This window comes from Nocardia sp. CA-290969, assembly GCF_050936135.1.
Lineage (GTDB): Bacteria > Actinomycetota > Actinomycetes > Mycobacteriales > Mycobacteriaceae > Nocardia.
This window is the reverse complement of the sequence record NZ_JBNJNJ010000001.1, coordinates 4,783,454-4,806,639: the sequence shown is the minus strand read 5'-3', so window position 1 is coordinate 4,806,639 and position 23,186 is coordinate 4,783,454. Positions and strand designations below refer to the sequence as shown.

Annotated in this window: 22 protein-coding genes and 1 tRNA gene; 12 read left to right on the top strand and 11 right to left on the bottom strand. The window is 66.1% G+C overall.

Annotated elements, in window-relative coordinates:
• Positions 1–63: 63 nt before the first annotated feature.
• The 4 genes from ACQEVO_RS22010 (at position 64) to ACQEVO_RS21995 (ending at position 4,405) form a co-directional block, all read left to right on the top strand.
• Positions 64–1,128, top strand: coding sequence for a phosphotransferase family protein (locus tag ACQEVO_RS22010; RefSeq protein WP_432916148.1), 1,065 nt, complete (start codon positions 64–66; stop codon positions 1,126–1,128).
• 290 nt (positions 1,129–1,418) lie between these two features.
• A complete protein-coding gene (locus ACQEVO_RS22005; RefSeq protein ID WP_432916146.1) occupies positions 1,419–2,549 on the top strand; it encodes an NDMA-dependent alcohol dehydrogenase in 1,131 nt (376 codons plus the stop codon).
• A 398-nt stretch (positions 2,550–2,947) separates the two neighbouring features.
• Positions 2,948–3,778 carry a serine hydrolase domain-containing protein gene (locus ACQEVO_RS22000; RefSeq protein WP_432916143.1) on the top strand — a complete coding sequence of 277 codons (831 nt, stop codon included), beginning with the start codon at positions 2,948–2,950 and terminating at the stop codon, positions 3,776–3,778.
• Between the two features lie 96 nt (positions 3,779–3,874).
• Positions 3,875–4,405 (top strand): DUF3145 domain-containing protein, encoded by a 531-nt coding sequence (locus ACQEVO_RS21995; RefSeq protein ID WP_432916141.1) that lies wholly within the window; start codon positions 3,875–3,877, stop codon positions 4,403–4,405.
• Positions 4,406–4,415: 10 nt separating this feature from the next.
• Here the strand turns inward: ACQEVO_RS21995 and ACQEVO_RS21990 are convergent, their stop codons facing one another.
• Positions 4,416–4,883: a hypothetical protein gene (locus tag ACQEVO_RS21990; RefSeq protein ID WP_432916139.1), complete on the bottom strand. Its 468-nt coding sequence runs from the start codon at positions 4,881–4,883 to the stop codon at positions 4,416–4,418.
• Positions 4,884–4,987: 104 nt separating this feature from the next.
• On the opposite strand from ACQEVO_RS21990, the gene ACQEVO_RS21985 reads away from it, so the two are divergent.
• On the top strand, positions 4,988–5,605 hold the full coding sequence (locus tag ACQEVO_RS21985; protein ID WP_432916136.1) for a TetR/AcrR family transcriptional regulator: 618 nt from the start codon (positions 4,988–4,990) through the stop codon (positions 5,603–5,605).
• 465 nt (positions 5,606–6,070) lie between these two features.
• Complete coding sequence (locus tag ACQEVO_RS21980; protein WP_432916133.1) at positions 6,071–7,321, top strand: MFS transporter; 1,251 nt, start codon at positions 6,071–6,073, stop codon at positions 7,319–7,321.
• Positions 7,322–7,361: 40 nt separating this feature from the next.
• Here ACQEVO_RS21980 and ACQEVO_RS21975 read toward each other — a convergent pair whose 3' ends face one another.
• A complete protein-coding gene (locus ACQEVO_RS21975; protein ID WP_432916130.1) occupies positions 7,362–7,673 on the bottom strand; it encodes a DUF3303 domain-containing protein in 312 nt (103 codons plus the stop codon).
• Positions 7,674–8,043: 370 nt separating this feature from the next.
• A complete protein-coding gene (locus ACQEVO_RS21970; protein ID WP_432916127.1) occupies positions 8,044–8,946 on the bottom strand; it encodes a hypothetical protein in 903 nt (300 codons plus the stop codon).
• Positions 8,947–9,183: 237 nt separating this feature from the next.
• Between ACQEVO_RS21970 and ACQEVO_RS21965 the strand changes: the two genes are divergently transcribed.
• Positions 9,184–10,284, top strand: a complete 1,101-nt coding sequence (locus ACQEVO_RS21965; RefSeq protein ID WP_432916124.1) for a GGDEF domain-containing protein — start codon at positions 9,184–9,186, stop codon at positions 10,282–10,284.
• 125 nt (positions 10,285–10,409) lie between these two features.
• The gene (locus ACQEVO_RS21960) at positions 10,410–11,009 is read left to right on the top strand and encodes a chloramphenicol phosphotransferase CPT family protein (protein ID WP_432916121.1); all 600 of its coding nucleotides are present in this window, start codon (positions 10,410–10,412) and stop codon (positions 11,007–11,009) included.
• A 74-nt stretch (positions 11,010–11,083) separates the two neighbouring features.
• On the opposite strand, the gene ACQEVO_RS21955 is transcribed toward ACQEVO_RS21960, so the two are convergent.
• Positions 11,084–12,553, bottom strand: coding sequence for a glyceraldehyde-3-phosphate dehydrogenase (locus ACQEVO_RS21955; protein ID WP_432916118.1), 1,470 nt, complete (start codon positions 12,551–12,553; stop codon positions 11,084–11,086).
• A 266-nt stretch (positions 12,554–12,819) separates the two neighbouring features.
• On the opposite strand from ACQEVO_RS21955, the gene ACQEVO_RS21950 reads away from it, so the two are divergent.
• The gene (locus ACQEVO_RS21950; protein ID WP_432916115.1) at positions 12,820–13,224 is read left to right on the top strand and encodes a YunG family protein; all 405 of its coding nucleotides are present in this window, start codon (positions 12,820–12,822) and stop codon (positions 13,222–13,224) included.
• On the opposite strand, the gene ACQEVO_RS21945 is transcribed toward ACQEVO_RS21950, so the two are convergent.
• Together ACQEVO_RS21945 and ACQEVO_RS21940 are read right to left on the bottom strand one after the other, a co-directional pair.
• Positions 13,219–14,430, bottom strand: a complete 1,212-nt coding sequence (locus ACQEVO_RS21945; RefSeq protein ID WP_432916112.1) for a helix-turn-helix domain-containing protein — start codon at positions 14,428–14,430, stop codon at positions 13,219–13,221. The two genes, ACQEVO_RS21950 and ACQEVO_RS21945, sit on opposite strands and share 6 nt — an antisense overlap.
• A gap of 794 nt (positions 14,431–15,224) precedes the next feature.
• Positions 15,225–16,130 (bottom strand): endonuclease/exonuclease/phosphatase family protein, encoded by a 906-nt coding sequence (locus ACQEVO_RS21940; RefSeq protein WP_432916109.1) that lies wholly within the window; start codon positions 16,128–16,130, stop codon positions 15,225–15,227.
• 78 nt (positions 16,131–16,208) lie between these two features.
• Here ACQEVO_RS21940 and ACQEVO_RS21935 point away from each other — a divergent pair, with 78 nt between their 5' ends.
• Positions 16,209–16,607, top strand: a complete 399-nt coding sequence (locus ACQEVO_RS21935; RefSeq protein WP_432916106.1) for a DUF5360 family protein — start codon at positions 16,209–16,211, stop codon at positions 16,605–16,607.
• A 139-nt stretch (positions 16,608–16,746) separates the two neighbouring features.
• Here ACQEVO_RS21935 and ACQEVO_RS21930 read toward each other — a convergent pair whose 3' ends face one another.
• Complete coding sequence (locus ACQEVO_RS21930) at positions 16,747–17,439, bottom strand: O-methyltransferase (RefSeq protein WP_432916103.1); 693 nt, start codon at positions 17,437–17,439, stop codon at positions 16,747–16,749.
• A gap of 115 nt (positions 17,440–17,554) precedes the next feature.
• Here ACQEVO_RS21930 and ACQEVO_RS21925 point away from each other — a divergent pair, with 115 nt between their 5' ends.
• Positions 17,555–18,265, top strand: coding sequence for a TetR/AcrR family transcriptional regulator (locus ACQEVO_RS21925; protein ID WP_432916100.1), 711 nt, complete (start codon positions 17,555–17,557; stop codon positions 18,263–18,265).
• Positions 18,266–18,384: 119 nt separating this feature from the next.
• On the opposite strand, the gene ACQEVO_RS21920 is transcribed toward ACQEVO_RS21925, so the two are convergent.
• The 4 genes from ACQEVO_RS21920 to ACQEVO_RS21905 all read right to left on the bottom strand — a co-directional run bounded on the left by ACQEVO_RS21920 (position 18,385) and on the right by ACQEVO_RS21905 (position 20,125).
• A tRNA-Val gene (locus ACQEVO_RS21920) sits at positions 18,385–18,456 on the bottom strand.
• A gap of 32 nt (positions 18,457–18,488) precedes the next feature.
• On the bottom strand, positions 18,489–18,953 hold the full coding sequence (locus ACQEVO_RS21915) for a peroxiredoxin (protein WP_432916097.1): 465 nt from the start codon (positions 18,951–18,953) through the stop codon (positions 18,489–18,491).
• 64 nt (positions 18,954–19,017) lie between these two features.
• Positions 19,018–19,440, bottom strand: coding sequence for a DUF3052 domain-containing protein (locus tag ACQEVO_RS21910; RefSeq protein ID WP_030524044.1), 423 nt, complete (start codon positions 19,438–19,440; stop codon positions 19,018–19,020).
• A gap of 130 nt (positions 19,441–19,570) precedes the next feature.
• Complete coding sequence (locus ACQEVO_RS21905; protein WP_432916094.1) at positions 19,571–20,125, bottom strand: hypothetical protein; 555 nt, start codon at positions 20,123–20,125, stop codon at positions 19,571–19,573.
• Between the two features lie 210 nt (positions 20,126–20,335).
• On the opposite strand from ACQEVO_RS21905, the gene aceE reads away from it, so the two are divergent.
• Entirely contained in the window at positions 20,336–23,179 is a 2,844-nt protein-coding gene (gene aceE / locus ACQEVO_RS21900; RefSeq protein ID WP_432922904.1) for a pyruvate dehydrogenase (acetyl-transferring), homodimeric type, read from the top strand.
• Positions 23,180–23,186 lie beyond the last annotated feature (7 nt).

Here is a 23,186-nt window from a genome sequence, read left to right as displayed (position 1 = left end):
CGCCGAACCCGTGTCCCAAACTGTTGTCGGTTGCCCGCAGTTGCATACGCGAGGTGGGGCACAATGTCAGGCATGTCTGTTGCGCAGCCGGTAGGCGTGGATCGCGAACACGTCGATTTCGCCGTGGTCGGGAACTGGATGGATGAGCGCGGGCTCCCCGGTGGTGAGTTCCGGGAGGTGAAAACCCTCGGCGGCGGTACGCAGAACATCATGCTGCGGTTCACCCGCGGCGGACGGGACTACGTGCTGCGCCGGGGGCCCGCGCATCTGCGGCCCAAGAGCAACGAGGTGATCCGGCGGGAGGCGCGGCTGCTGGGCGCGCTGTCCGAGACCGATGTGCGCGCGCCCCGGGTGATCGCGGCCGAACCGGACGAATCGGTGCTGGGCGCGGTGTTCTATCTGATGGAACCGATCGAGGGCTACAACCCGCAGACCGAACTGCCGGCGGAGGTCGCCGCGGACCCCGCCGCGCGGCACGCCATGGGGCTTTCCGCGGTGGAGGCCATCGCCCGCCTCGGCGCCCTCGACTACCTGGCGCTCGGACTCGCCGATTACGGCAAACCGGAGGGTTTCCTCGAGCGGCAGGTCGGGCGGTGGATGCACGAACTCGACTCGTACTCGGCGCACGAGGGCTACCCCGGGCCGGAGATCCCGGGTGTGACCGAGGTGGCCGACTGGCTGGAACGCCACCGCCCCGCCGCCTGGACCCCCGGAATCCTGCACGGCGACTGCCATCTCGCCAATATCATGTTCTCCTACCAGCGCCCCGAGGTAGCGGCGCTGGTGGACTGGGAGATGTCGACCATCGGCGATCCGCTGCTGGATCTGGGCTGGCAGATCGCCACCCGGCCGGAACCGGGCACCTCGGGCGCCGCGCTGATCGGCAAACTCGGTGCGGCCGGAGGTCTGCCGTCGAGCGCGGAGATGATCGAGCACTACGGCAAGTTCTCCGACCGCGACCTGAGTGCCGTCACCTGGTACACGGTGCTGGCCTGCTTCAAACTCGGCATCGTGCTGGAAGGTACCTACGCGCGGGCGTTCGCCGGTAAGGCGCCCAAGCAGGTCGGCGATTTCCTGCACGCCAACACTCTGGAGCTGTTCGCGCGGGCGCGCGGCCTCATGGAGTAGGAACAAGTTTCACTCCCCACACGGTACGGTGGCCCTCGGTTGTACCCGGGGGCCACTGTTGTGCGCGGGGTGGAGCATGCCGGACGCCGGCGGCTGTTGCGGTATCGGCGGTGGAAGCGGACGATTCGGGTGTATTGTGCGCCGCCCGCGTAGCGGTGGAGGCGGCGTGGTGGTCGGCCGACCAGTTGTCCGCGGAAATTCTTCGCCAACCCACTAGAACGTGTTCCAGTTCGTATCGTAGTGTGGAGGCTGTCACATGAAAGCCCGCGCATGCGAGAGGTCGGACACGAATGAAGACGAAGGGCGCGATCCTGTGGGGGATCGACGAGCCGTGGTCCGTGGAGGAAATCGAACTCGGCGATCCCCGCGCCGGTGAGGTGCAGATCCGGATGGAAACCGCCGGTATGTGCCATTCGGACCACCATATGGTCACCGGTGCCACCCCGATGCCGTCGTTCCCGGCGATGGGCGGCCACGAGGGCGCGGGCGTCATCACCAAGCTGGGACCCAATACGCCGCCCGACCTCGCCGTCGGCGACCACGTGGTGTTGTCGTTCATCCCGGCCTGCGGCCGCTGTCCGGCCTGCGTATCCGGGAACATGGCCCTGTGCGACCTCGGCATGGGCCTGCTGTCCGGGCAGTCGGTCAGCGACGGTAGCTTCCGCATCCAGGCCCGCGGCAAGGATGTCATCCCGATGTGCCTGCTCGGGACGTTCTCCCCGTACATGACGGTGCACCACACCTCGGTGGTCAAGATCGACCCGGAGATCCCCTTCGAGGTGGCCTGCCTCGTCGGCTGTGGTGTGCCCACCGGCTTCGGATCCTCCACCCACGTCGCCAACGTCATGCCGGGGGAGACCGCGGCGATCGTCGGTGTCGGTGGTGTCGGGATGAGTGCGCTGCAGGGTGCGGTGCTCTCGGGGGCGCAGAAGGTCGTCGCCATCGACCCGAACCCGTGGAAACGGGAACAGGCCATGAAATTCGGTGCCACCCACGCCTACGCCAGCATGACCGAGGCCATCGCCCCGCTGATGGAGGTCACCGAGGGCCGGATGGCGGACAAGGTCATTCTCACCATGGGTGAGATGGAGGGCTCCTACATCGAAGAGGGCCTCATCCTCACCGCGAAGGCCGGCACCCTGGTGGTCACCTCCATGGGCCGGATGGACGCCTTCGATGTGAAGATGAACAACTTCCTGCTCTGCATGCTGCAGAAAACGGTCAAGGGCTGCATCTTCGGCGGCGGCAATGCCCGCCAGGACGTGCCGAAGCTGCTGTCGCTGTACAAGTCGGGACAGCTGAACCTGGACGATATGGTCACCCGCAGTTACGCGCTGGAAGACATCAACCAGGGCTACAAGGACATGCTGGACGGCAAGAACATTCGCGGCATCATCAAATACACCGACGCCGACCGCTGATCCCGCGCCGGCGGAGTCGCCCGGCGGGCTGCGAGCACCCGCTCGGGCGTGCACTCGGCCCGCCCGGCGCCCGGACGCGCTGGGCGCCGCGGGCGGGACCACGGGGGTCGAAAAGCAAAAGCGCCGGTACCCCCGATCGAGTGCGATATCGCGGCGAACGGCCTGTGCTCGACCCTGCTCAGGCGATGAGTGCGCCGCCGACGCGTTGCCGTCTCCTGTACGCGGTCGCTCCGAGCGCCCGCCGGTGGTTGCTCCGGTGTGCGGCCGTGGCCGGCTTTCGGGTGCCGAACCGGCCGTGGCATCCGGGTCGGCCGCGCGCCGCATCCGTCGGGGGTCTCGCCGTGCGATCATGCTCGGGCGAATTCCGTGCTGACGGACGCGTCTCGTAACCTCGACTTGTGCGCGCACTCGAGCAGATCAAGCAGTGGCCGGTCCGGCATGCGGCGGCGGGCGTGGTCACCCGAGACGGAACGTGGTCGGCGGGCGAGGGCGACCGGGTCTTCCGACTCGCTTCGGTCACGAAACCGCTGGCGGCGTACGCGGTGCTGATCGCCGTGGAAGAAGGTGCGATCGAACTCGACCAGCCGGCGGGACCGGTTGGGTCGACCGTCCGGCATCTGCTCGCGCATACCTCGGGGGTCGCCTTCGACACCACCGATATCCTCGCCCGCCCCGGGGCCAAGCGAATCTATTCCAGCGCGGGTTTCGAACTGCTGGCCGATTTCGTCGCCGAGCACACCGGTATCCCGTTCCCGCAGTATCTGCGCGAGGCCGTTTTCGAGCCGCTGGGGATGTCCGCCACCGAGTTGACCGGTTCGGCGGGGCACGGCGCGCATTCCACCCTGGCCGATCTGCTGCGTTTCGCCGCCGAACTGCTCGAACCGCGGCTCGTTTCGGGCGAAACCCATACCGCCGCGACAACCGTCCAGTTTCCCGGCAGCAACGGCGTACTGCCCGGCTTCGGTTCGCAACGGCCGAACGACTGGGGGCTGGGTTTCGAAATCCGCGACGGTAAATCACCGCATTGGACCGGAACCGCGAACTCGCCACGGACATACGGTCATTTCGGTCAGTCGGGCACGTTCCTCTGGGTGGATCCGCAGGTCCAGGTGGCGTGTGTCGCGTTGAGCGACGAGAATTTCGGTGACTGGTCGCGCGAAGTATGGCCCCCGTTCAGCGATTCGGTCATCGGCGAGACCACACTCGCCGGCAACACAGCCGCGCAGTAACACATGTAACACCGGGCACTCGAGTACACTCGGGCAACGCCTTGTCGACGGGATCGTTGGGGAAGACGAGCATCGTCGAAACCGGAGGTGTACGTGGTGCGCGCATCGGCTCGATACGCGGAGACGGCGGGTGTGGTCTACATCCACTCGTCGCCCACCGCGCTGTGCCCGCATATCGAGTGGGCGCTCGCGGCCGCGCTCGGTAGCCCCGCCGGCCTGCGCTGGACAGCGCAACCCGCGGCGCCCGGCCAGCTCCGCGCCACCACCGAATGGGCGGGCCCCGTCGGTACGGCCTCCCGGATCGCCCAGTCGCTGCGCTCGTGGCCGGTGCTGCGGTTCGAGGTCACCGAGGATCCCAGCGAGGGGGTCGACGGCGAACGCTACAGTTTCGTTCCGAACCTCGGCCTGTGGCACGGCGCCACCAGCGCCAACGGTGATGTGATGGTGAGCGAGATGCGCCTGCGGGTCATGTTGCAGGCCGCCCGCGAACTGGGCCGGCATTCGGTCTACGACCTCTCCGCCGAAATCGACCGGGCCCTCGGTACCGCCTGGGACGAGGACCTCGAGGTCTACCGCACCGGCAGCGAGGGCGCCGAAATCACCTGGCTGCGCCGCGACGTGGGCTGAACCCCGGGGCTCATCGCGGTTCGCCGCGGACCCAGCCGCTCGCCGCCAGGACTCGGGTCAGTTCCCGCCAGCGGCGCTGCCGGTGCCGGAACATGAGGTGCACGAACAGCCGGACGCCGATCCCGCGCCAGCCGTCCGCCACCTCGATCTCGTCGGTGTATCGGCACCGCGTTTCGCCGAGCGGGGTGAAGGTGAGGCGATGGTTCCACACGCGGACCGGGCCGCCGCCCTCGTTGGTGTAGATCTCGGTGGGGCCGAGGTGGATCAGGGTGAGCCGATGGGTCCAGCTCGGCACGAAACCGAACCACCACAGCCGTGCCGAGCCGGAAACCCCCGGCGCGATCGGATCGGGAAAGTGGAGATCGGGCACGCGGAGCAGGGGTGCGACAACGTATTCGAACAACTCCGGACGCTGCGCCAGCAGGCAGGCGTCGCGGGCGGGGATGGGCAGTTCGGTCGACAGCGTGACCTTGCTCATCGGCCCATCATCGCGAATGGCGCGCGCCCGGGCAACGAGGTCTGTGCGGCCGGGATCGAGCCGAGTTATGGACATATCGTTACAAAACGCGTTAGGGTGCTGTCATGGCACGACCGCGGAGCTTCGAACACGAACAGGTCATCGACGCCGCCATGGGGCAGTTCCAGCGCTCGGGACTCCATGCCACCAGCGCGGAAGACCTCTGTCGCGCAACGGGTCTCGGTCGTAGCAGTCTGTACAACACATTCGGCAGCAAAGACGAGTTGTTTGCGCAATGCCTCGACGCCTACCTGAACCGGACGCTGGCACGCACCGAGGAAATCGTCGGTGACACCACGCAGGGCACGCTCGACCGTATCGAGACATTGCTGCACCGGGTCGCGGCCGAGGAATCCGAACGCGCGGCATCCGGTGCGCCGCTGGGCTGCCTCGCGGTGAACACGGTGACCGAACTTGCCGACGATCCCGCCTACGAGTCCAGTGTCGAACGGATCGGCCGCGATACCGCCGCCCGCCTGGAGTTGCTCAGCGCCGTGTTGCGGGCGGGGCAGGCGGCGGGGGAGATCACGACGAGTATTTCCGCCGAAGGTCTGGCGGCCTTCGTGAACTCGGCGGTCGCCGGGCTGCGGGTGTCGTCGCAGGGGAGGGTCGCCGGGCCGTGGTCTCGGGACATCATCGCGGCGACCCTGCGGGGGCTGCGGCCGCAGCCGCTGGAAGGCTGAGCCGGTATGAGCGGGCTCGATCTATCGCGCGCGGTAATTTTGGACAGTTTGTTACAAAATATTTGCGAGCGATCACCGTGTAGCCGTAGTGCTGTGCGGGCCGTGTTTGCGGCGGCAACGGCTCGTGCGCCGCCCTGGTCGTGGTGGCCTGCCGAGGCTCACCCGGTGTACGGGCGTCTTCGTTGCCTGCTCCGGTTGAAAGCCGGGCTTTCCGGCAAGGTGCGTGGTCGCTGCCGCATGGTCGTCACGGCGAATTGTGTGCCGGCGCGTGTTCGATGACCACCGGCTGCCGAAATCGTCCGCCATCCATGGGCCGGTGTTCGCTCCGAGGAGCCGCGGCCGGGTAGTGCGGTTGGTTTGCACGGCCGACCCGTCGGCTCGTGCGGTCCTGTCGTGCCGAGCGTTGCAGGCAATGCCCATCCGAGTTTTAGAACGTTTATTCCAGAATTGGTCAGGAGAGTTTCGTTGACACCCACGTTGCCCAGCGGCCGGGCGCTCGCTGTCCCCGCCGCCGTATATGTGCTCGCCGCGGGCGTATTCGCCATGGTTACCAGTGAATTCGCCGTCGCCGGTCTGATGCCGCAACTGGCCGAGAGTTTGGACACCGGTATCCCGCAGATCGGCTACCTCGTCACGATTTTCGCCGTCGCCATGGCATTCGGCGGGCCGCTGCTGATCCTGGCGCTGCTGCGGATACCGCCCAAAGCCGCGATCATGACCGTTTTCGTGATCTTCTTCGCCGGTAATCTGCTGGCGGCGCTGGCCTCTTCCTATGCCGTGATGGTGGTGGCCCGGGTGGTGACCGGTATTGCGGCGCAGGCGTTCTTCGGACTCGCCGTCTCTTTGTGTATGCGGCTCGTCGACCCGAGTATCCGCGGCCGGGCGGTGAGTGTCGCGATGAGCGGTCTCATGCTCGGCACCCTGCTGGGCCTGCCGCTCGCCACCTTCATCGGCGGCCGGCTCGGCTGGCAGGCGGCGTTCTGGGCGGTCGCCGTCCTCACCGCGATAGCGGCCGCGCTCACCCTGGCGCTGGTCCACAACCCCTGCGAGGCGGGCGGGCCCGACGCCCGAACCGAAACGTTCACGGAAGAACTCCGGGTCTTCCGCAGGCCCCGCCTGCTGTTCGCACTGGTATCCAGCACGCTGATCATCGGTGCGACGTTCTCCGTCTTCAGCTTCTTCGCCCCGATCCTCACCCGGATCACCGGCTTCACCGAAGACGCTGTGCCGCTGCTACTGCTCGCCTATGGCGCGGCCACCGTCCTGGGCAATTTCCTCGTCGGCCGGCTGGCCGATCGCCACACCGTGCCGACGCTGCTGGTGGGCACGCTGCTGAATATCGTCTTCCTCCTCGGTTTCGCCCTCGGCGCCGGTTCCCAGCCGCTCGTGATCCTGTTCATGCTCGGTATCGGCCTCGTCGGCGTGACCATGAACCCGGCGATGGCGGTGCGCGTCCAGCGCGCCGGAGGCACCGGAGTGCTCGTGAACACGGTGCACACCTCGTTCATCACCTTCGGTGTCGTACTCGGCTCGGCGATCGGTTCCCGGCTCATTCCCGAGTTCGGTTTGCGTGCCCCGATCGTGCTCGGCATCGTTCTGGCCGTACTGGCGATCGCCGCGATTCTTCCGGCCCTGCACGCCCCGCGGCTACGACCAGCTGCGTGCTCCGCGCTCGACCGGGTGGCCCGCGGCGAGAAACAGCCCGTGGACGTCTGAGCGGACGTGGCTGGGCTGGCCGGCTCTCGGCACCGAGATATCAGCCGATCGACTCCCGGAAGGTGACGCCCTCCTCGATCGTCTGCACTGATTCGGCGATTTCGACGACGGGGTGGACCTCGTAGTCGGCGAAGAAACCGAATATCTTGGGGCCGTCGGCCAGATCCAGAGGGTTATCCGTTTCGATCACGGCGAACCCGCCGCTGCCGTCGAGCCGGCCGACCATTTGGTGGTAGGTGACACTTTCGACCGGTTTCCAATTTTCGAAAACCTTCAGTGCGCGGCGGATGCTGTCCTCGTTCTCCGTCGCGGTGCCGGTCCAGCGATACGTCCAGGAAACTACGTATTTCATCGGTCCTCCAGGGATGTTCCGAAGTTCGTTACGCGAATGGGTGCCCGCCATCGAGATATGACCCGCTCAGGCGATATCGGTCGTGTCGCAGTTTCCGGCGGGCTGTTGCGAAAGCCATTTGCTGACAAGTGGACTCGATGCGGCTGCGGGTCCCGCTCATGCTCGGGCGAGCGGTGGAGGAGAACCGGAACTTCGCCTGAACTGCTCGGCTGGGGATGCTTGCGGGATGGCAGCTGTTCGATATGCAGCCGGATTTCCACTTGCAGGACGAGATAATGACGCCGCAATTATAGCGCTTAGCTATAATTTATCTCAATGGTCCTGCGGGGATCACTCCGGCCGCCGCGCTCCGGGGACCGAGTGAAATTGATCAGGTGAAAATTTCTTCCGCGGACGTCGCGGTAGTCGCGCGGTCGAGCCAGTCGCGGAGAAGCTCGAGATCGGTGCAGGACCCGATCCGGTTCCGAACCTCGGCGCTGACCGTGAGCCCACGGCGCTCCAGGATCCTGATGACGCTGCCCGCTGCTTCCTCGGCGCGCCCTTCATCGCGAATGCGTTCGGTGGTCACCGTGCGGATCATCGACGAGGTCAGGGTCATCAGGTGCCTCCAAGTGTCTCCGGCCGGGGTCTTCCCGAGGCCGGCTTCGGTGAGCAGAGCGAAAACTTCGGCGTCGCTCTCGTCGATGCTCTGCAGCGCGCCGGCCAGTGCCTTCAGTATGGCACCGATGCATGGGTCGTTCACGTGAGTGATGGCGGAAAGCGCGGCCAACGGGACATCGGCTGCCGCTTCTGCTGGATCGGTCACGATCGGGACGTTGTGGGGCCCGAGGACCAGCGGATATGCAACGAAGCTGGTCCGGCCGATCGATGCGGCGGTGATCGGCTTGTCCGCCCAGCGGGCGATTTTCTCGTCCTGACAGATCACCAGCAGGTGAGGGATCAGTTTGTACCTGCTGTGCAGGTAGGTCAGGTAGTAGGGCCACGAAATGAGCTTGTCGGCGTCCTCGCTGCGTTGCGCCTCGACGACCAGCAGGAACGTTTCGTCCCGTGTGGTGATGCGGAGTAGCGTGTCGATCCGGCGTTCGAGAGGCTCGATCTCGGTGACATCGGTCGGCAGGATCTCGACCGCTATCGGGTCCCCGAAAGGGAGCTTCAGTTCGTGAATGGCGCGGGCGAATACGCCCGGATCGTCTTGGAAGATCCGGTGCATCGCCTCGTGCTGCGCTCCGACCATGTGGCGAAAGTTAGCGATGGGATGGCTGTATGGCCACATCGCGTACGGCGTGTGCTGTGGGATCGGCGTGTCGGGTGGGTGATCTGATGCTGGATACGGGGCACTGGGCCGATCGATGCGGCCGATACGCCGTTCGTGGGATGCGACACATACTCGTGTGCCGGATATGAGTGTGTTCGGCCTAGACTGCACCGGATGAGCTGGTGAGATTCCGTGGAACTCTCACACCCGGTACGAGCGACGGTGGGTAACGCGGTCGGGACCAAGGGTGAGTCGATGAATGACAGCAAAACATTGCGAGCCTGGTGGGACGATCCCGTCGACTACGGCTGGCTGATCCGCACCCTGGCGGCCCGATCGGCACTGGGGCCGCTGAAGGTACTGCTCGGCGTCGCGGGCGCTGTTATCGCGGTGATGGGCGCGGTGATCGCGGGCTCGCCGGTGGGCCCGCCCGGCAACCCCGGCGTGGCCTCGACCGTCGGGGTGCTGTCCGGGACGTTGTGGGCATTGCGCTGGTGGCTGCTGCCCTGGCCGGGCAAAACCGAATCGCTGATGCTGATCGCCTTCGCCGATGTGCTGTTCACCATCGAATTCCTCCAGGTGCAGGACCGGTTGTTCGGCGCGATGGGTGCTGTGCTGCTCGTGGTCACCGGTAGCTACGTGGGCTTCTTCCACAGCGCCCGGGTCCTGGCCGCCCATTCGGTATGGGCGGTGCTGTCCGGGATCGTGTTCGCGGCGCGGCTCGCTACCGGCGGCGAGGACATCCGGCTGGCCATCGCGGTCGGTCTGCTGCTCGTATCGGCCGTCAGCGTGCTGCCCGCGCTGCAGCTCATGTACTGGCTGCTGCGCACCGAATCGCTGTCGGACCCGCTCACCGAACTGCTCAACCGCCGGGGGCTGGAGAGCCGGCTGCCGCAGCTGGTGGAGCGGTATCCCGCGATCTGCGTGATGACCTTCGACCTCGACCGGTTCAAAAGCGTCAACGACACCTGGGGGCACCGAGTCGGCGACACGGTCCTGGTACGGACCGCCCGCCGCCTGCACGATGCCGCGGGGGATGCGGCTGTGGTGGCCCGCACGGGCGGTGAGGAGTTCGTGGTCGCCGCCCCCATCGCCGCCGCGGCCGCCCGCGCCGAAGCCGAACGCCTGCGCCGCGCGGTCGCCGAACCGCCGGAAACGACGGTGGAGGTCACCGCGAGCGTCGGCGTCGCGGTTTTCGATGCGACCGTCTGCCCGCACTGTCCGCGCCCGACCCCGGACCGCCTGCTGCAATCCGCCGACGCCGCCATGTACCGCGCCAAACAGTCCGGCGGGAACCTGGTGGTCGTCGACGAACTCACCCCGCCACAGGGGCACCGCCATCCCGTCCCCGGGTAGCGCCGCCGAGGCCGGTTCGGGACGGGACGCGGCGGTGGGAGCCCGCGGCCGTCGCCGGTCACGGCGACGATGTGCTCGAGGTCGGTTGCCGAAGCGCAGAAGCGTCAGTCGACTACTCTGGCCGGATGCCGCGCACAGCACCTGCCGGTCGAGTCATCCTTCTCAACGGAACGTCCAGCTCGGGCAAGACGACTTTGGCTCGCGCCATCCAGGACGAGAGCCACACCCCGTTCGTCTACTGGGGCATCGACACCCTGTTCGCTCTGGTGCCTCCGAACTGGGGCGGCGGCCGCGACGGCCCGCTCAGCCGCGACGGATTCTGGTACGACCGCACCGCCCCGGCGGAAGACGGCCACCCGACCGTGGTCATCCGCTATGGCCACGTCGGCCGGCGAATGCTGCATTCCGCATGCACCGCGGCCGCCGCCTTCGCCCACGGCGGCGACAACGTGGTCATCGACGAAATGCTCCTGAGCCCCGACCTGCTGCCGGTCTGGATGGAAGCGCTGGCCGGCCTGGACGTGCAACTGGTCTCCGTCACCTGCCCACTGGCCGTCGCCGAGCAGCGGGAGCAGGGGCGTAGGAATCCGGCCGGATTGGCCCGGGGGCACTTCCACACCGTCCACGACCACGGCTTCACCTACGACACGATCGTCGATACGACCACCGGAACACCTGCGACCCTGGCGAGAACGGTCCTGCGGTCCGGCCCGGGATGCGGTTAGCGTCCGCCTGCGGACGTGGTGCGCCGGGTTCCGCCGCCCGGCCGGTCCGCGTGGTCGGGCCGGTTGTTCCCGGGCTACACGCTCGCGGTGAGCGCGGCTGCGGCGGGGTCGCCGAGCAGCGGGTAGGTCGGATACTCGATGCCCGAGATGTATTGCACCGTCCGCACCACCTGGCACGAGTAGCCGAACTCGTTGTCGTACCAGAGGTACAGGATCGCGGTGTCACCGTCGACGATGGTGGCGTTGGCGTCGACGATGGACGCCGCGCGTGAACCGATGAAATCGGTCGACACCACATCGGTGGCCGCGGTGTAGTCCAGATTGCGGCTCAGCGGCCCCGAGAGCGACGCCTGGCGCAGGTACTCGAGCACTTCCGCGCGCGTGGTTTCGCGTTCGAGTTGCAGGTTCAGGATCGCGATGGAGACGTCGGGGGTCGGGACGCGGATCGAGTTCCCGGTGATCTTGGCCTTGAAATCCGGCATCGCCTTCGCGACCGCGGACGCGGCGCCGGTTTCGGTGATCACCAGGTTGAACGGAGCGGAACGACCGCGGCGGTCGGCCTTGTGGAAGTTGTCCAGCAGGTTCTGATCGTTGGTGAACGAATGCACCGTTTCCACATGACCGCGGACGATGCCGAACTCGTCGTCCATCGCCTTGAGCGGTGGCACGATCGCGTTGGTCGTACACGACGCGCACGAGACGATCCGCTCCGACCGATCCAGGCCGCGATGGTTGACCCCGTGCACGATATTCGGCACATCACCCTTGCCCGGCGCGGTGAGCAGCACCTTCGCGATCCCGGGGCGTAGATGCTGGGCCAGGCCCGCGCGGTCACGCCACCGGCCGGTGTTGTCGATCAGGATTGCCTCGTCGATCCCGAACTCGGTGTAGTCGATCGTCGCCGGATCGTCGCTGTAGATGAACTTGATCACGCTGCCGTTCGCGGTGATCGTGTCGTTGCCGGTGTCCACCTTGATCGTTCCGTCGAACTGGCCGTGCACGGAATCCCGCCGCAGCAGCGACGCCCGTTTGACGAGGTCGCCCTCGCCGCCCTTACGCACCACCACGGCCCGCAGGTTCAGCCCGTTACCGGATCCGGTCTTCTCGATGAGCAGCCGGGCGACCAGCCGGCCGATCCGGCCGAAGCCGTACAGAACCACGTCACGGGGGCCACGCGACTCGGCCTTGTTGCCGCCGGTGATGTCGGCGAGCATTGCCGCGGTGAACTCGGGTATCGACAGCCCCCGCGCATCGGCGCGATAGTTCAAGACCAGGCGGCCGAGGTCGATCTTGCACGGCCCCAGATCCAGCGTGGCGAGCGCCTCGAGGAACGGCAGGGTCTGCTCGACCGAGAGTTCCTCGCCCTCGATCTGCCGGACGAACCGGTGGGTGCGCAGGATGCTGATCACGGATTTGTTCACCAGCGATCGGCTGTGCAGAAGAATCGTCACTCCCTTCTGCCGGTACAGCCTGCCGATGATCGGAATCATTGCCTCCGCGGACGCTTCGTAGGCGTTCCAGCGGTCGAGGTGGTCAGTAGTCACTGGTTCGGCTTCCTACTCTGCGCATTTCCGGTAATCCATCGAAGGCTAACGGGCTCGCGGAGTTCACAACGCCCCGCCGCCCAGTTGAGAGGTTCGCCCGTCGGCGCGCGCTCGGCTGCCACGACACGAAGACGAAGTGCCGGCCCCGCCCGGCGAAGAGGCCCTCTACAACTGCGGCGCCTGGCAACCATCCGCGGTCACGCCCCTGCCCTGACCGCGCCGGTTTCTTCGAACCGAGCTGCGGGACACCGACGTAATATCGCACTATGGGCCCTGTCGTCTTGGCCGCTCTGATCGATGCGATCCGATCCTCCTGGTCCGCCGAAACCAGCAGTGCACCGGCTTCTGGAACCGATGTCCCAGCGAAGGGACAGTGCGCCGTTACGGCGTGCGTAGTTCACGACTATCTCGGGGGAGACATCCTCAACACGGTCGCGACCCTGCCCAGTGGCGTAACGGTCTCGCATTACCTCAATTCGGTCGATGGGCAGATCATCGATTTGACCGCGCAGCAATTCCCACCCGGCACCAGCTTCACCGCACCGGTGCCGAAAACCGGAGGGAAGCCATCGACGCGGGATTACTGCCTGTCATATGACAGCACTCGGCAGCGGTACGAACTGCTCAGCGCGCGCGTGGCGAAAGCGCTCAGCGCCGTTGAACGGTCATGATCGGGCTGTCCACATACCCAGTAGCTCGCGTACCTCTCGTACCGCGCTGTGCGGCCGGATGGCCGACACGATTCCGTGGAGTGCCGCCTGCAACCGAGTGGAGGCAACAGCGCCGAGGGAATCGAAATTCTCGGTCAGCAATGTACAGGCGTCGGCAATGGAGCCCGACTGCACATAACTCTCGGCGAGCCTGATCTGCCAGGCTGCCGTCTCTCGGGGATAGGCGGCCGTACCCGCGATCGCAGCGTGCAGGTAGGCGGTGGCTTCCCGATGGCTGCCGATTCGCATGAAGACCAGTCCGGTAAGCCCGCTGATCTGCGCTTCGGGTAGATGAGCGAGGTAGCCGGGATCACGGCCCCGGGTTGATTCGTATGCTCGATGTGCACGTCCGACAGCTGCCACCATTGCGAAGCGGTCCCCGATGACGCCGTGGGCCTCGGCTTCGCGTATGGCCGCCAGCGCGCGCAGTTTGGGACCTCCTTCACGACGCGCAGCCAACTGGGCTGCCTCGGCCAGCTTGATGCCTTCTCGCGGCCGAGATCCGTCCCGATATGACAGCAGGCACGCGTTTATCCACGCATGCGCCGCGGCAACCCCGTCGCCTGTTGCCGTGGCGGCCTGGGCGGCGTCGGCATAGTAGCGTTTGGCGTTTTCCCAGCGTCCGGCGTCGTAATGGATCCAGCCCGCCACCGTCATCATTTCTGCACCTGCACGAGCCAGCGTCGCTCCGACTTTCTCGGAGTAGTCGCCGTGATCGAGCAGATATTGCACATAGCGTGATTGGTTCGCGGCCAGATCACACAGCCGGTCACCGCCCGCGACAAGCTGAAGCTCGTGTAACCGGTTGACACTGCTGATAATTCGTTCGACATCGGATGTGCCGATCTTCTCGTGCTCGGCGACGGCCGAGCACGTTCGCCCCTCGGTATCGACAGCCGGCGTCGCCCCGGTGCTGATCATCCCGGCCTTGAAGAACTGGCGTCGCTTCAACTCCGCCTCCTCATCAGTTGCCAGCAACGCGGTCAGCGGAACCTGCAACGCCGTTGCCACGCGGCGCAAGACGCGCACATCGTAAGCGGCTGGTCCATCGTGCTCCAGGTGTGAGACGGCCGGTTGGGTGAAATGGATCAGTGCGCCGAGTTCTGCCTGGGTCAGACCGCTCGACCTGCGTATTCGCCGAATCTTCTCGCCGATGGTCACAGACATCTCAGCCCCCGCTTGTTTGTGCCGCAATGGATTGGTCTTCGGGACACGAGCCATGGTCGCCGAAGTTCTCATGCCAGATCGCACGATATACCGATCTCGGTATATCCCAGAAGGGTTCGCGAATCTGCCGCCGCTTCGGCCGGGCTCTACGCCTTACGTTCCTTTCGGTGCCCGGCACCGGGCCGACGCCGCACCTCGCGCGGCGCATCGCCTGCCCGACGGGAGGCAGGCCGGTGGCGAAATGCCCCCGGTACCGGGCACCGAACCAACACACTTCGAACGGGGTGAATCATGGGCGAGCCGCAGCGAGCGGTCGGACTGGTCCGTAGAGACATGGACGGGCACAGCGATACGGAAATCAGTGAATTGGCGGAACGCCACGGGTATCACATGGTGTGGACGGTACATCTCGATACCGGGCCGATGACCTCGGCGCTCATAGTGGCCGACGTGGTTTTCGAGCACAGCGCCTCGGCGATAGTGGTGCCATCGCTTGCTCACGTGGTCGGATACAGAAACGCAGTTACCGAGCTCGCGGCGCTCATTACACCGATGCGACTGTACCCGAGGGGATTTCAGTGGCCTGCCACAGGGCCGCGGTATGGGCAGGACTCGGGTCGGGGCGGCCGGTAGTACGGGTGGTTGCCTTCGGTTTGATCGTTGCAGCCGGGATACCGCTGCTGGTGCTGCTGTGGTGTCTGATCTGGCCTACCCGTTGAGATGGTTCAGGGGTCGGTGTACCTGGTGGCGGGTGCGGCCGCCACCTCCGCGGATGAGCAGAGAGATGACGATGACTACCCGGCCGCCGGCCTATTCCGGATGTCCGCCCAGTTCCCGGGTGCGCGGGCAGGAACTGTCAGTTCGGCGACAACGCCGTAGTGGTCGCTCGCTTGGATCCCATCTTGCGGTTGGACACCGATTCGGTCGACGGACCGCACCTCGAGCGTGGGCCCGAAACTCCCGCCTCGCACCATCACGTAGTCGATGCGCCGTCCGGCGGCGGAGAACATATCGCCGCAGGCGACCAGCGGGTTGTCCGGGGTGAAGGTATGCCCGGGCTCGTTGGGCCGCAGCGCTTCCCACGCATCGTGATAGCTGACGCTCACACCTGCCAGTGACTGGCGACCGGTCCAGAACCGTACGCTCGACGAGTCGGGGGTGGCGTCGAAGTCGCCGACCACGACAACGTGCTCATTGCGGTCGTCGAGAACTTCCTCGATGAACCGGGCCGCCTCGACTGCCTGCAACTCGCGTTCGTATTCGTAGTCGAACTGGAAGACCGGTTTGTGGTGGGCGATATGCAGTGCACCCAATGGTTGTGGAGCGCGGACCTCGGCGACGACCACAGCCGACCATGAGAATACCGCCGCGCGATCGGTGACACCCAGGCCGTGTTCGTGAATACTGCTGAACGGCCAGCGGCTGGCCAGCGCCAATCCGACGCCATCCGGTGTTGCTCGGGAGTGCCACGCGACGTGCCAGCCCGGGCCGAGTAGATCGGTAATGCCCTGCTCGCGATCCTCACCGGAGTCGATCTCTTGCAGAGCGATGATGTCGGGTTCGGCCGCCCGTATTTGTTCTGCCACGACCGTCTTTCGGCGGTGCCAATCGGCGAGCAGCGGTGACAGAATATTGAAAGTCGCCACGCGCACCGAACCCGCAGCTGTCTCGGGGCTGGTGTTCGGCTTCGGATTGATCACGATGACATAGTCCCGGAAGCGGTGCTTCCGCCGTTGTCCTTCGCCCGGTGCTTGCTTGTCTGTAGCAGAATCGACAGCATGACAGGCGGAGGCCTCGCGCGCATCAAGAGAGTTTTGTTGTGGACCGATCTGGGATTCCTCGCCTACTGGATCGCCACTGTGCTGGGTGTGGTCAGCGTCGGCGCAGACCCCTTCTTGCAGCAGTGGAATTGGTCGTTCCTCGGCCTGGATCTTGCTGCGATCGGCCTCGGCCTCGGCAGCCTGCTCTTGGCGCGTCGCCGGCCGGAGGCCGGCGAACGGCTGATGCTCGTTTCCCTCACGGCCACCGCGGCGGCGGGCGTGATGGCACTGAACTTCTATCTGATTCGCTGCGAGTTCGATCCTGCCTGGTGGATTCCCAACGGCTGGCTGGTTCTGTTTCCCACGGTGGCCATCACCGCCATGCTCATCGCTACCCCGTCGACGGCGGCGCGTTGAGCCGAGGTAGTTGTGCCCACCGTCCTGGGGCCGTATTCACACGCAGGTTCGAACCACGGATGCGGTAGCGCGGGTACGGGCTGCTCAGCATGTACGGTTCTCGGGCTACCCGGTGCTGTGCTCCGGCGCTGATCGGCGGTCAGCGTTTGACGATTATCTCGAGACCGCCGCGGAATGGGAGGGTCTGGGGGAGTAGGCCGTTGGCGGGGTCGTCGATGTATTCGAAGGCGTCGCGGTAGGTGTCGGGACGGTTTTCGGTGTTGTCCACCAGGATCAGTCCGCCGGGGCGGAGGTGGGGTGTGATCAGTTCGAGGGCCGGTCGCGCCATCGCCGGCCAGATATCGATCAAGACGACATCGATGGATGGTGGCAGGTCCAGGAGAGTTTCGCGGAGATCTCCCTCCCGTAGATCGATATAGGCGTCGAGTCCGGCACGCCGGAAGTTCTCTTTCGCGGCGGCGGCTTTGTCGGGTTCTTTCTCGGTGCCTATCACAGTGCCGGTGCCGCCGTCTGCGTCGGTGACCAGCCGGACGGCTTGGGCGAGGTAGAGCGTCGAAACCCCGTAGGAGGTGCCGACCTCCACCACGTGGCGTGCCCGCAATGCCAGGCAGAGCCGATGACACAGCAGAGCCTTGTCGTGTTCGAGGGCGACGAGTTTGTCGGCGAGGAACCCGTCGGCGTCGGGGTCGAGGTTCTCGAGGTCCGCGGCGTTGCCACGAGCGGCGCGATCGGCGAAATAGGTGGTGATCGAGGTGATCTGGTCTGCGCTGCGTTGTTGCAGGTCGGCGACGAGCCGGTCGAGATCGGGGTCTTGCAGCGGACTGGATGTCATCGGTATGGCCTTTCGGTCGCTCGCTACCGGTTGGTGCCGGCACCCCAGTTTCGGGACCGAAACGCTTAATGTCAATGTGTTGTGAACGTTAATGGGCACGCGTAAGATCCAGCCGGTGTCCGAACCGCTTCCGCCGGGCCGTCGGCGCCGCAGCCCGCGCACTCGCGCCGGACGCGCCACACTGACCGCCGATTCCATCGCCGCGACCATGCTCGGCTTGGCGGGACGCCGGGGGTTCCAGGCGGTGACGATGCAGGATCTCGCCACCGAGCTGGGTGTCACCGTCCGGGCGCTGTACCGGCACGTACAGGACCGGTCGGAGGTCGTCGATCGGGCCGTGCAGCTGTGGCTGTCGCAGTGGCCCGAACCCGAGCTCGACCCGAAGGACTGGCGGGCGAGCCTGCGCGGGTTCTGCCGGTTGCACCGCCAGATCGCGCGCCGCTATCCCCGCGCGCTACTGGTTTCGCTGGATGAGCAGGTCGGCGATATGCGCGTCCCCGCGCAACGCCTCACAGCCCCCGAAGGGTTTCTCCGGTTTCTGGTCGAGGTCGGCCTGAGCCTCGACGATGCACTCCTCGTCCATGCCGATCTGATGATCCGGATCTACGGCTTGGTGTTGCTGGTCGACTACCGGGTGGATATCGGCGCCGCGGTCGACCAGCAGTACCCGGCGCCGCAGAATTGGCTCGACCAGCGCAGTGATCTCGATCTTCCGCTACTGCGACGGGCAGCGACGCAGTCTCGTTTCGACTCTGACGGCCTCTTCGATCACATGGTCGCCGAGGTGATCCGCACGATAGAAAACCTCGCCGCTCCCGCGGGGTGAATTCCGTCCCGGGGCGACCGGCTTGCGGGCATCGAGTGCCGGACGCTGCTACGCAGGCCCATAAACCCGCGTGAGCCGCCACGATGGTCTGCAACGCAGTAGCAGTCGAATATTGTCGGTGGGCGCAGACGGGTTCGAACCGCCGACCGCTGGTGTGTAAAACCAGAGCTCTACCGCTGAGCTATACGCCCGTAGCCCCCGGAGCGTGTCCGGGGGGAACGGTCTATGAATCTAGCGCGGCGAGCGCTTTCTCCCAAGCCGCCTGGTCACGGGGCTCTCCGGGGCCGTTCATTTCCGAAAAACGGATGATTCCCTCGCGGTCTACGACGAAGGTTCCGCGGTTGGCGAAGCCCGTGACGTCGTTGAAGACGCCGTAGTCCTGGGCGACCTTGCCGTGCGGCCAGAAATCCGACAGCAGCGGGAATGTGTAGCCCTGTTCCGCGGCCCAGATCTTGTGGGTCGGCGGGGGGCCCACCGAGATCGCGATGATCTCGGCGTTGTCGTTCTGGAAGCGCGGCAGTTCGTCGCGGACCTTGCACAGCTCGCCCTGGCAGATGCCGGTGAAGGCGAGCGGGTAGAACACGATCAGGACGTTCTTCTTGCCGCGGTAATCCGACAGCGAGACTTCCTGATTGTTCTGGTCCTTGAGCGTGAACTCCGGCGCCTGGGTGCCTACTTCGAGGGGCATGGGTCTCCTCCGAATCTCCTGCCGCACATCCGGTCCACGGAGGTGCGGCACAGCTGTGGGCGGCTCAGCGCTGTTTGGTCGGCGCCTTGGGCTGTACCAGCCGGCTGGCGGACCATTCGCCGAGTTTGATCGCCGAGGTCTGCGTGAGACCTGCCGTCGGTGCGGCTTCGGCGATCTCACTGGGATCGACGTGCCCGTCGTTACCGGTTTTGGGGGTCAGCACCCAGATGAAGCCGTCGTCGGCCAGTGGGCCGATCGCCTCCATCAGCTCGTCGACCAGGTCACCGTCGCCGTCCCGCCACCACAGCAGGACGACATCGATGACCTCGTCGGAGTCCTCGTCCAGCAGTTCACTGCCGGAGGTCTCCTCGACGTCGGCCCGGAGGTCGTCGTTGGTGTCCTCGTCCCAGCCCAGCTCCTGGACAACCATGCCGTGGGTGATGCCAAGCTTCTGAGCGAAATTCTGATCGTCCGCCGCGGCGACCACGGTGGCGTCCTCCTCAACTCCCGACTACAAGATATCTGCAAGCGAACATGGTTATCGGCCCTAACGCAAGCCGATCGGGTAGATCGAATTTCTGATGTCGCGACAAAGCCCTGGTGACGGGCGATAAGGGTCAGCCGGGGCAGGCATCGCGGACCGCGTTGCGCGCGTCGTTCACGCGCCGGCTCGCCTCGTTGAGCGGACCGACGGGGGAGGTGTAGGTCATCGCGCCGGTGGCCTGGGCGAGTGCGCGGGCGGCGTTGACGTACTCGATCAGTTTCGCCTTCAAGTCCTCGGGCAGGTTCGTGCCGGCGGCGTCGGCCCGGCCCTGCACCTGATTCGCGGCGTCGTCGATCGCGGTCACCGCGGCGTCGCGTTTGGCGTCGTAGTCGGGGGCGTTGCTGTCGTGCGCGTCGACGAACTCGTTGTACTTGGCCACCCCGGCGCCGGTCGTGCCGGGGAACTGCGCGCAGTTGTCGGCGACGGCGCGGTCGCGCGCGGCGGCGATTTGCGAGGAAGTGGCGGCGGCCGCCGAGGAGGAGGCGAGGTTGCGGTAGGCGGTGGCTTCGGCGGCGTTCGGTGTCGCGACACCTTCGATCCGGTTCGCGCAACCCGCGAGGGTCACGCCGGTGACCAGTGCCGCCGCTGCGCATACCAGCCCGAATCGGCGCGGGTCCAGCCCTTGCATCGTCCTCCGACTCCTCGGTTACCACTGCGTAGCCCTGCCTGTCGAACGGTACTGGATGGTCGGCTGACATGATGATGTGGGACGCGCCACGCAAGGACGCGGGCGCGCCCGGACAAGTCGTCACGGGTGATCCGCACACCAGCGGGCCATCCGGGGTTACCGCAGCCATCAGCTCGACCACCCCCTGTACGAGGAGCAGTTTTGACCGATCTGATCCACTCTGGCGTCCCGGCGGAATCCGCTGAGCCGGGTTCCGCTCCCACCCCTCGCGACGCCAACGGCGCGCCGCCCGGTGGCCGAGTCCGCGTGATTCGTGAAGGAGTGGCTTCCTACCTACCGGATATCGACCCGGAGGAAACCAGCGAATGGCTCGAATCCTTCGACGAGATGCTCGAGCGCGAAGGCCCGGGACGGGCCCGCTACCTGATGCTGCGGCTGCTCGAACGCGCCGGTGAGCGCCGGGTTTCCATTCCTTCGCTGACGTCCACCGACTACGTCAACACCATTCCCACCGAGAACGAGCCCTGGTTCCCCGGCGACGAGGAGACCGAGCGGCGCTATCGGGCGTGGATCCGCTGGAACGCGGCCATCATGGTGCACCGGGCGCAGCGCCCGGGGATCGCGGTCGGCGGGCATATCTCGACCTATGCGTCCTCGGCGGCGCTGTACGAAGTCGGGTTCAACCATTTCTTCCGCGGTAAGGACCATCCCGGCGGCGGCGATTCGATCTTCATCCAAGGTCACGCCTCGCCCGGTATCTATGCCCGCGCCTTCCTCGAAGGCCGGCTGTCCACCGACCAGCTCGACGGTTTCCGCCAGGAATACAGCCACGGCGGCCTCGGCAAGGGTCTGCCGTCGTATCCGCATCCCCGGTTGCTGAGCGATTTCTGGGAGTTCCCGACCGTATCGATGGGCCTCGGGCCCATGAACGCCATCTACCAGGCGCGGTTCAACCACTACCTGCACGATCGCGGGATCAAGGACACCTCCGATCAGCATGTGTGGGCGTTCCTCGGCGACGGCGAGATGGACGAACCCGAATCGCGTGGTCTCGCGCATGTGGCGGCGATGGAGGGTCTGGACAATCTGACCTTCGTCGTGAACTGCAACCTGCAGCGTCTCGACGGCCCGGTGCGCGGTAACGGCAAGATCATCCAGGAACTGGAGTCGTTCTTCCGGGGCGCCGGCTGGAACGTCATCAAGGTGATCTGGGGCCGCGAGTGGGACGCGCTGCTGGGCGCCGACCGGGACGGTGCGCTGGTGAACCTGATGAACACCACACCCGACGGCGACTACCAGACCTACAAGGCCAACGACGGCGCCTACGTCCGCGACCACTTCTTCGGCCGCGATCCGCGCACCAAAGCGCTGGTGCAGGATCTGTCGGATCAGGAGATCTGGAATCTCAAGCGCGGCGGTCACGACTACCGCAAGGTGTATGCGGCGTACGCGGCGGCGCTGGCGCACAAGGGCCAGCCCACGGTGATCCTCGCCAAGACCATCAAGGGCTACACCCTCGGTAAGCATTTCGAGGGCCGCAACGCGACCCACCAGATGAAGAAGCTGACGCTGCAGGATCTCAAGGACTTCCGGGACCTGCAGCGGATCCCGATCAGCGATGCCGAGCTGGAGAAGGATCCGTACCTGCCCCCGTACTACCACCCGGGCACGGAAACCAAGGAGATCCAGTACATGCTGGATCGCCGCAAGGCGCTCGGTGGTTTCCTGCCGGAACGGCGCACGAACGTCGCACCGCTGAAACTGCCCGGCGACGAGGCGTACAAGTCGGTGCGCAAGGGGTCGGGCAAGCAGAACGTGGCCACCACCATGGCCCTCGTGCGGCTCATGAAGGAGCTGTTGCGGGACTCCGAGATCGGCAAGCGGATCGTGCCGATCATCCCGGACGAGGCCCGCACCTTCGGCATGGACTCGTGGTTCCCGTCGCTGAAGATCTACAACCGCAACGGCCAGCTCTACACCTCGGTCGACGCGGAACTGATGCTCGCCTACAAGGAGAGCGCCGTCGGGCAGATCCTGCACGAGGGCATCAACGAGGCCGGGTCCACCGCCTCGTTCACCGCGGTCGGCACCTCCTACGCCACGCACGGCGAGCCGATGATCCCGCTCTACATCTTCTATTCGATGTTCGGGTTCCAGCGCACCGGCGACGGGCTGTGGGCCGCCGCCGATCAGCTGGCCCGCGGGTTCGTGCTCGGAGCGACCGCCGGGCGGACCACGCTCACCGGTGAGGGCCTGCAGCACAACGACGGCCATTCGCTGCTGCTGGCGTCCACCAATCCGGCTGTGGTGTCCTACGATCCGGCGTTCTCCTTCGAGATCGCCCATATCGTGCGCGACGGGCTGCGCCGGATGTACGGCGGCACTCCGGGTGTGGACGGGTTCGGCGGGGAGAACATCTTCTACTACCTCACCCTGTACAACGAGCCCTACCAGCAGCCGGCCGAGCCCGAGGACCTGGACGTGGACGGTCTGCTGAAGGGGATCTACCTGTACCGCAAGGGCGGGGCGGGCGAGATGCGCGCGCAGATCCTGGTCTCCGGCGTCACCGTGCCCGACGGTCTGCGCGCCCAGCAGCTGCTGGCCGAGCACTGGGGCGTGGCGGCCGACGTCTGGTCGGTCACCTCCTACGGGCAGCTGCGCCGCGAGGCCCTCGAACTGGAGATCGAGGCCCTGCACCATCCGGGTGAGGATCCGGGTCAGCCCTATATCGCCCGGGCGCTGGCCGGCGCCGAGGGGCCGTTCGTGGCGGCATCGGACTGGATGCGCGCGGTACCCGACCAGATCCGCAAATGGGTGCCGGGCGATTTCACCACCCTGGGCACCGACGGGTTCGGTTTCTCCGACACCCGCCCGGCCGCGCGCCGCGTGTTCAACGTCGACGCCGAATCCATCACCGTCGCCGCGTTGGCGGGACTGGCCCGGATGGGCAAGATAGACCCCGCCAAGGCCGCCGAGGCCGCGGCCCGGTACCGGATCGACGACGTATCCGCCGCGGAGAAGTTCACCGCCGGCGGGGCAGGAGACGCGGAGTGACGACAAC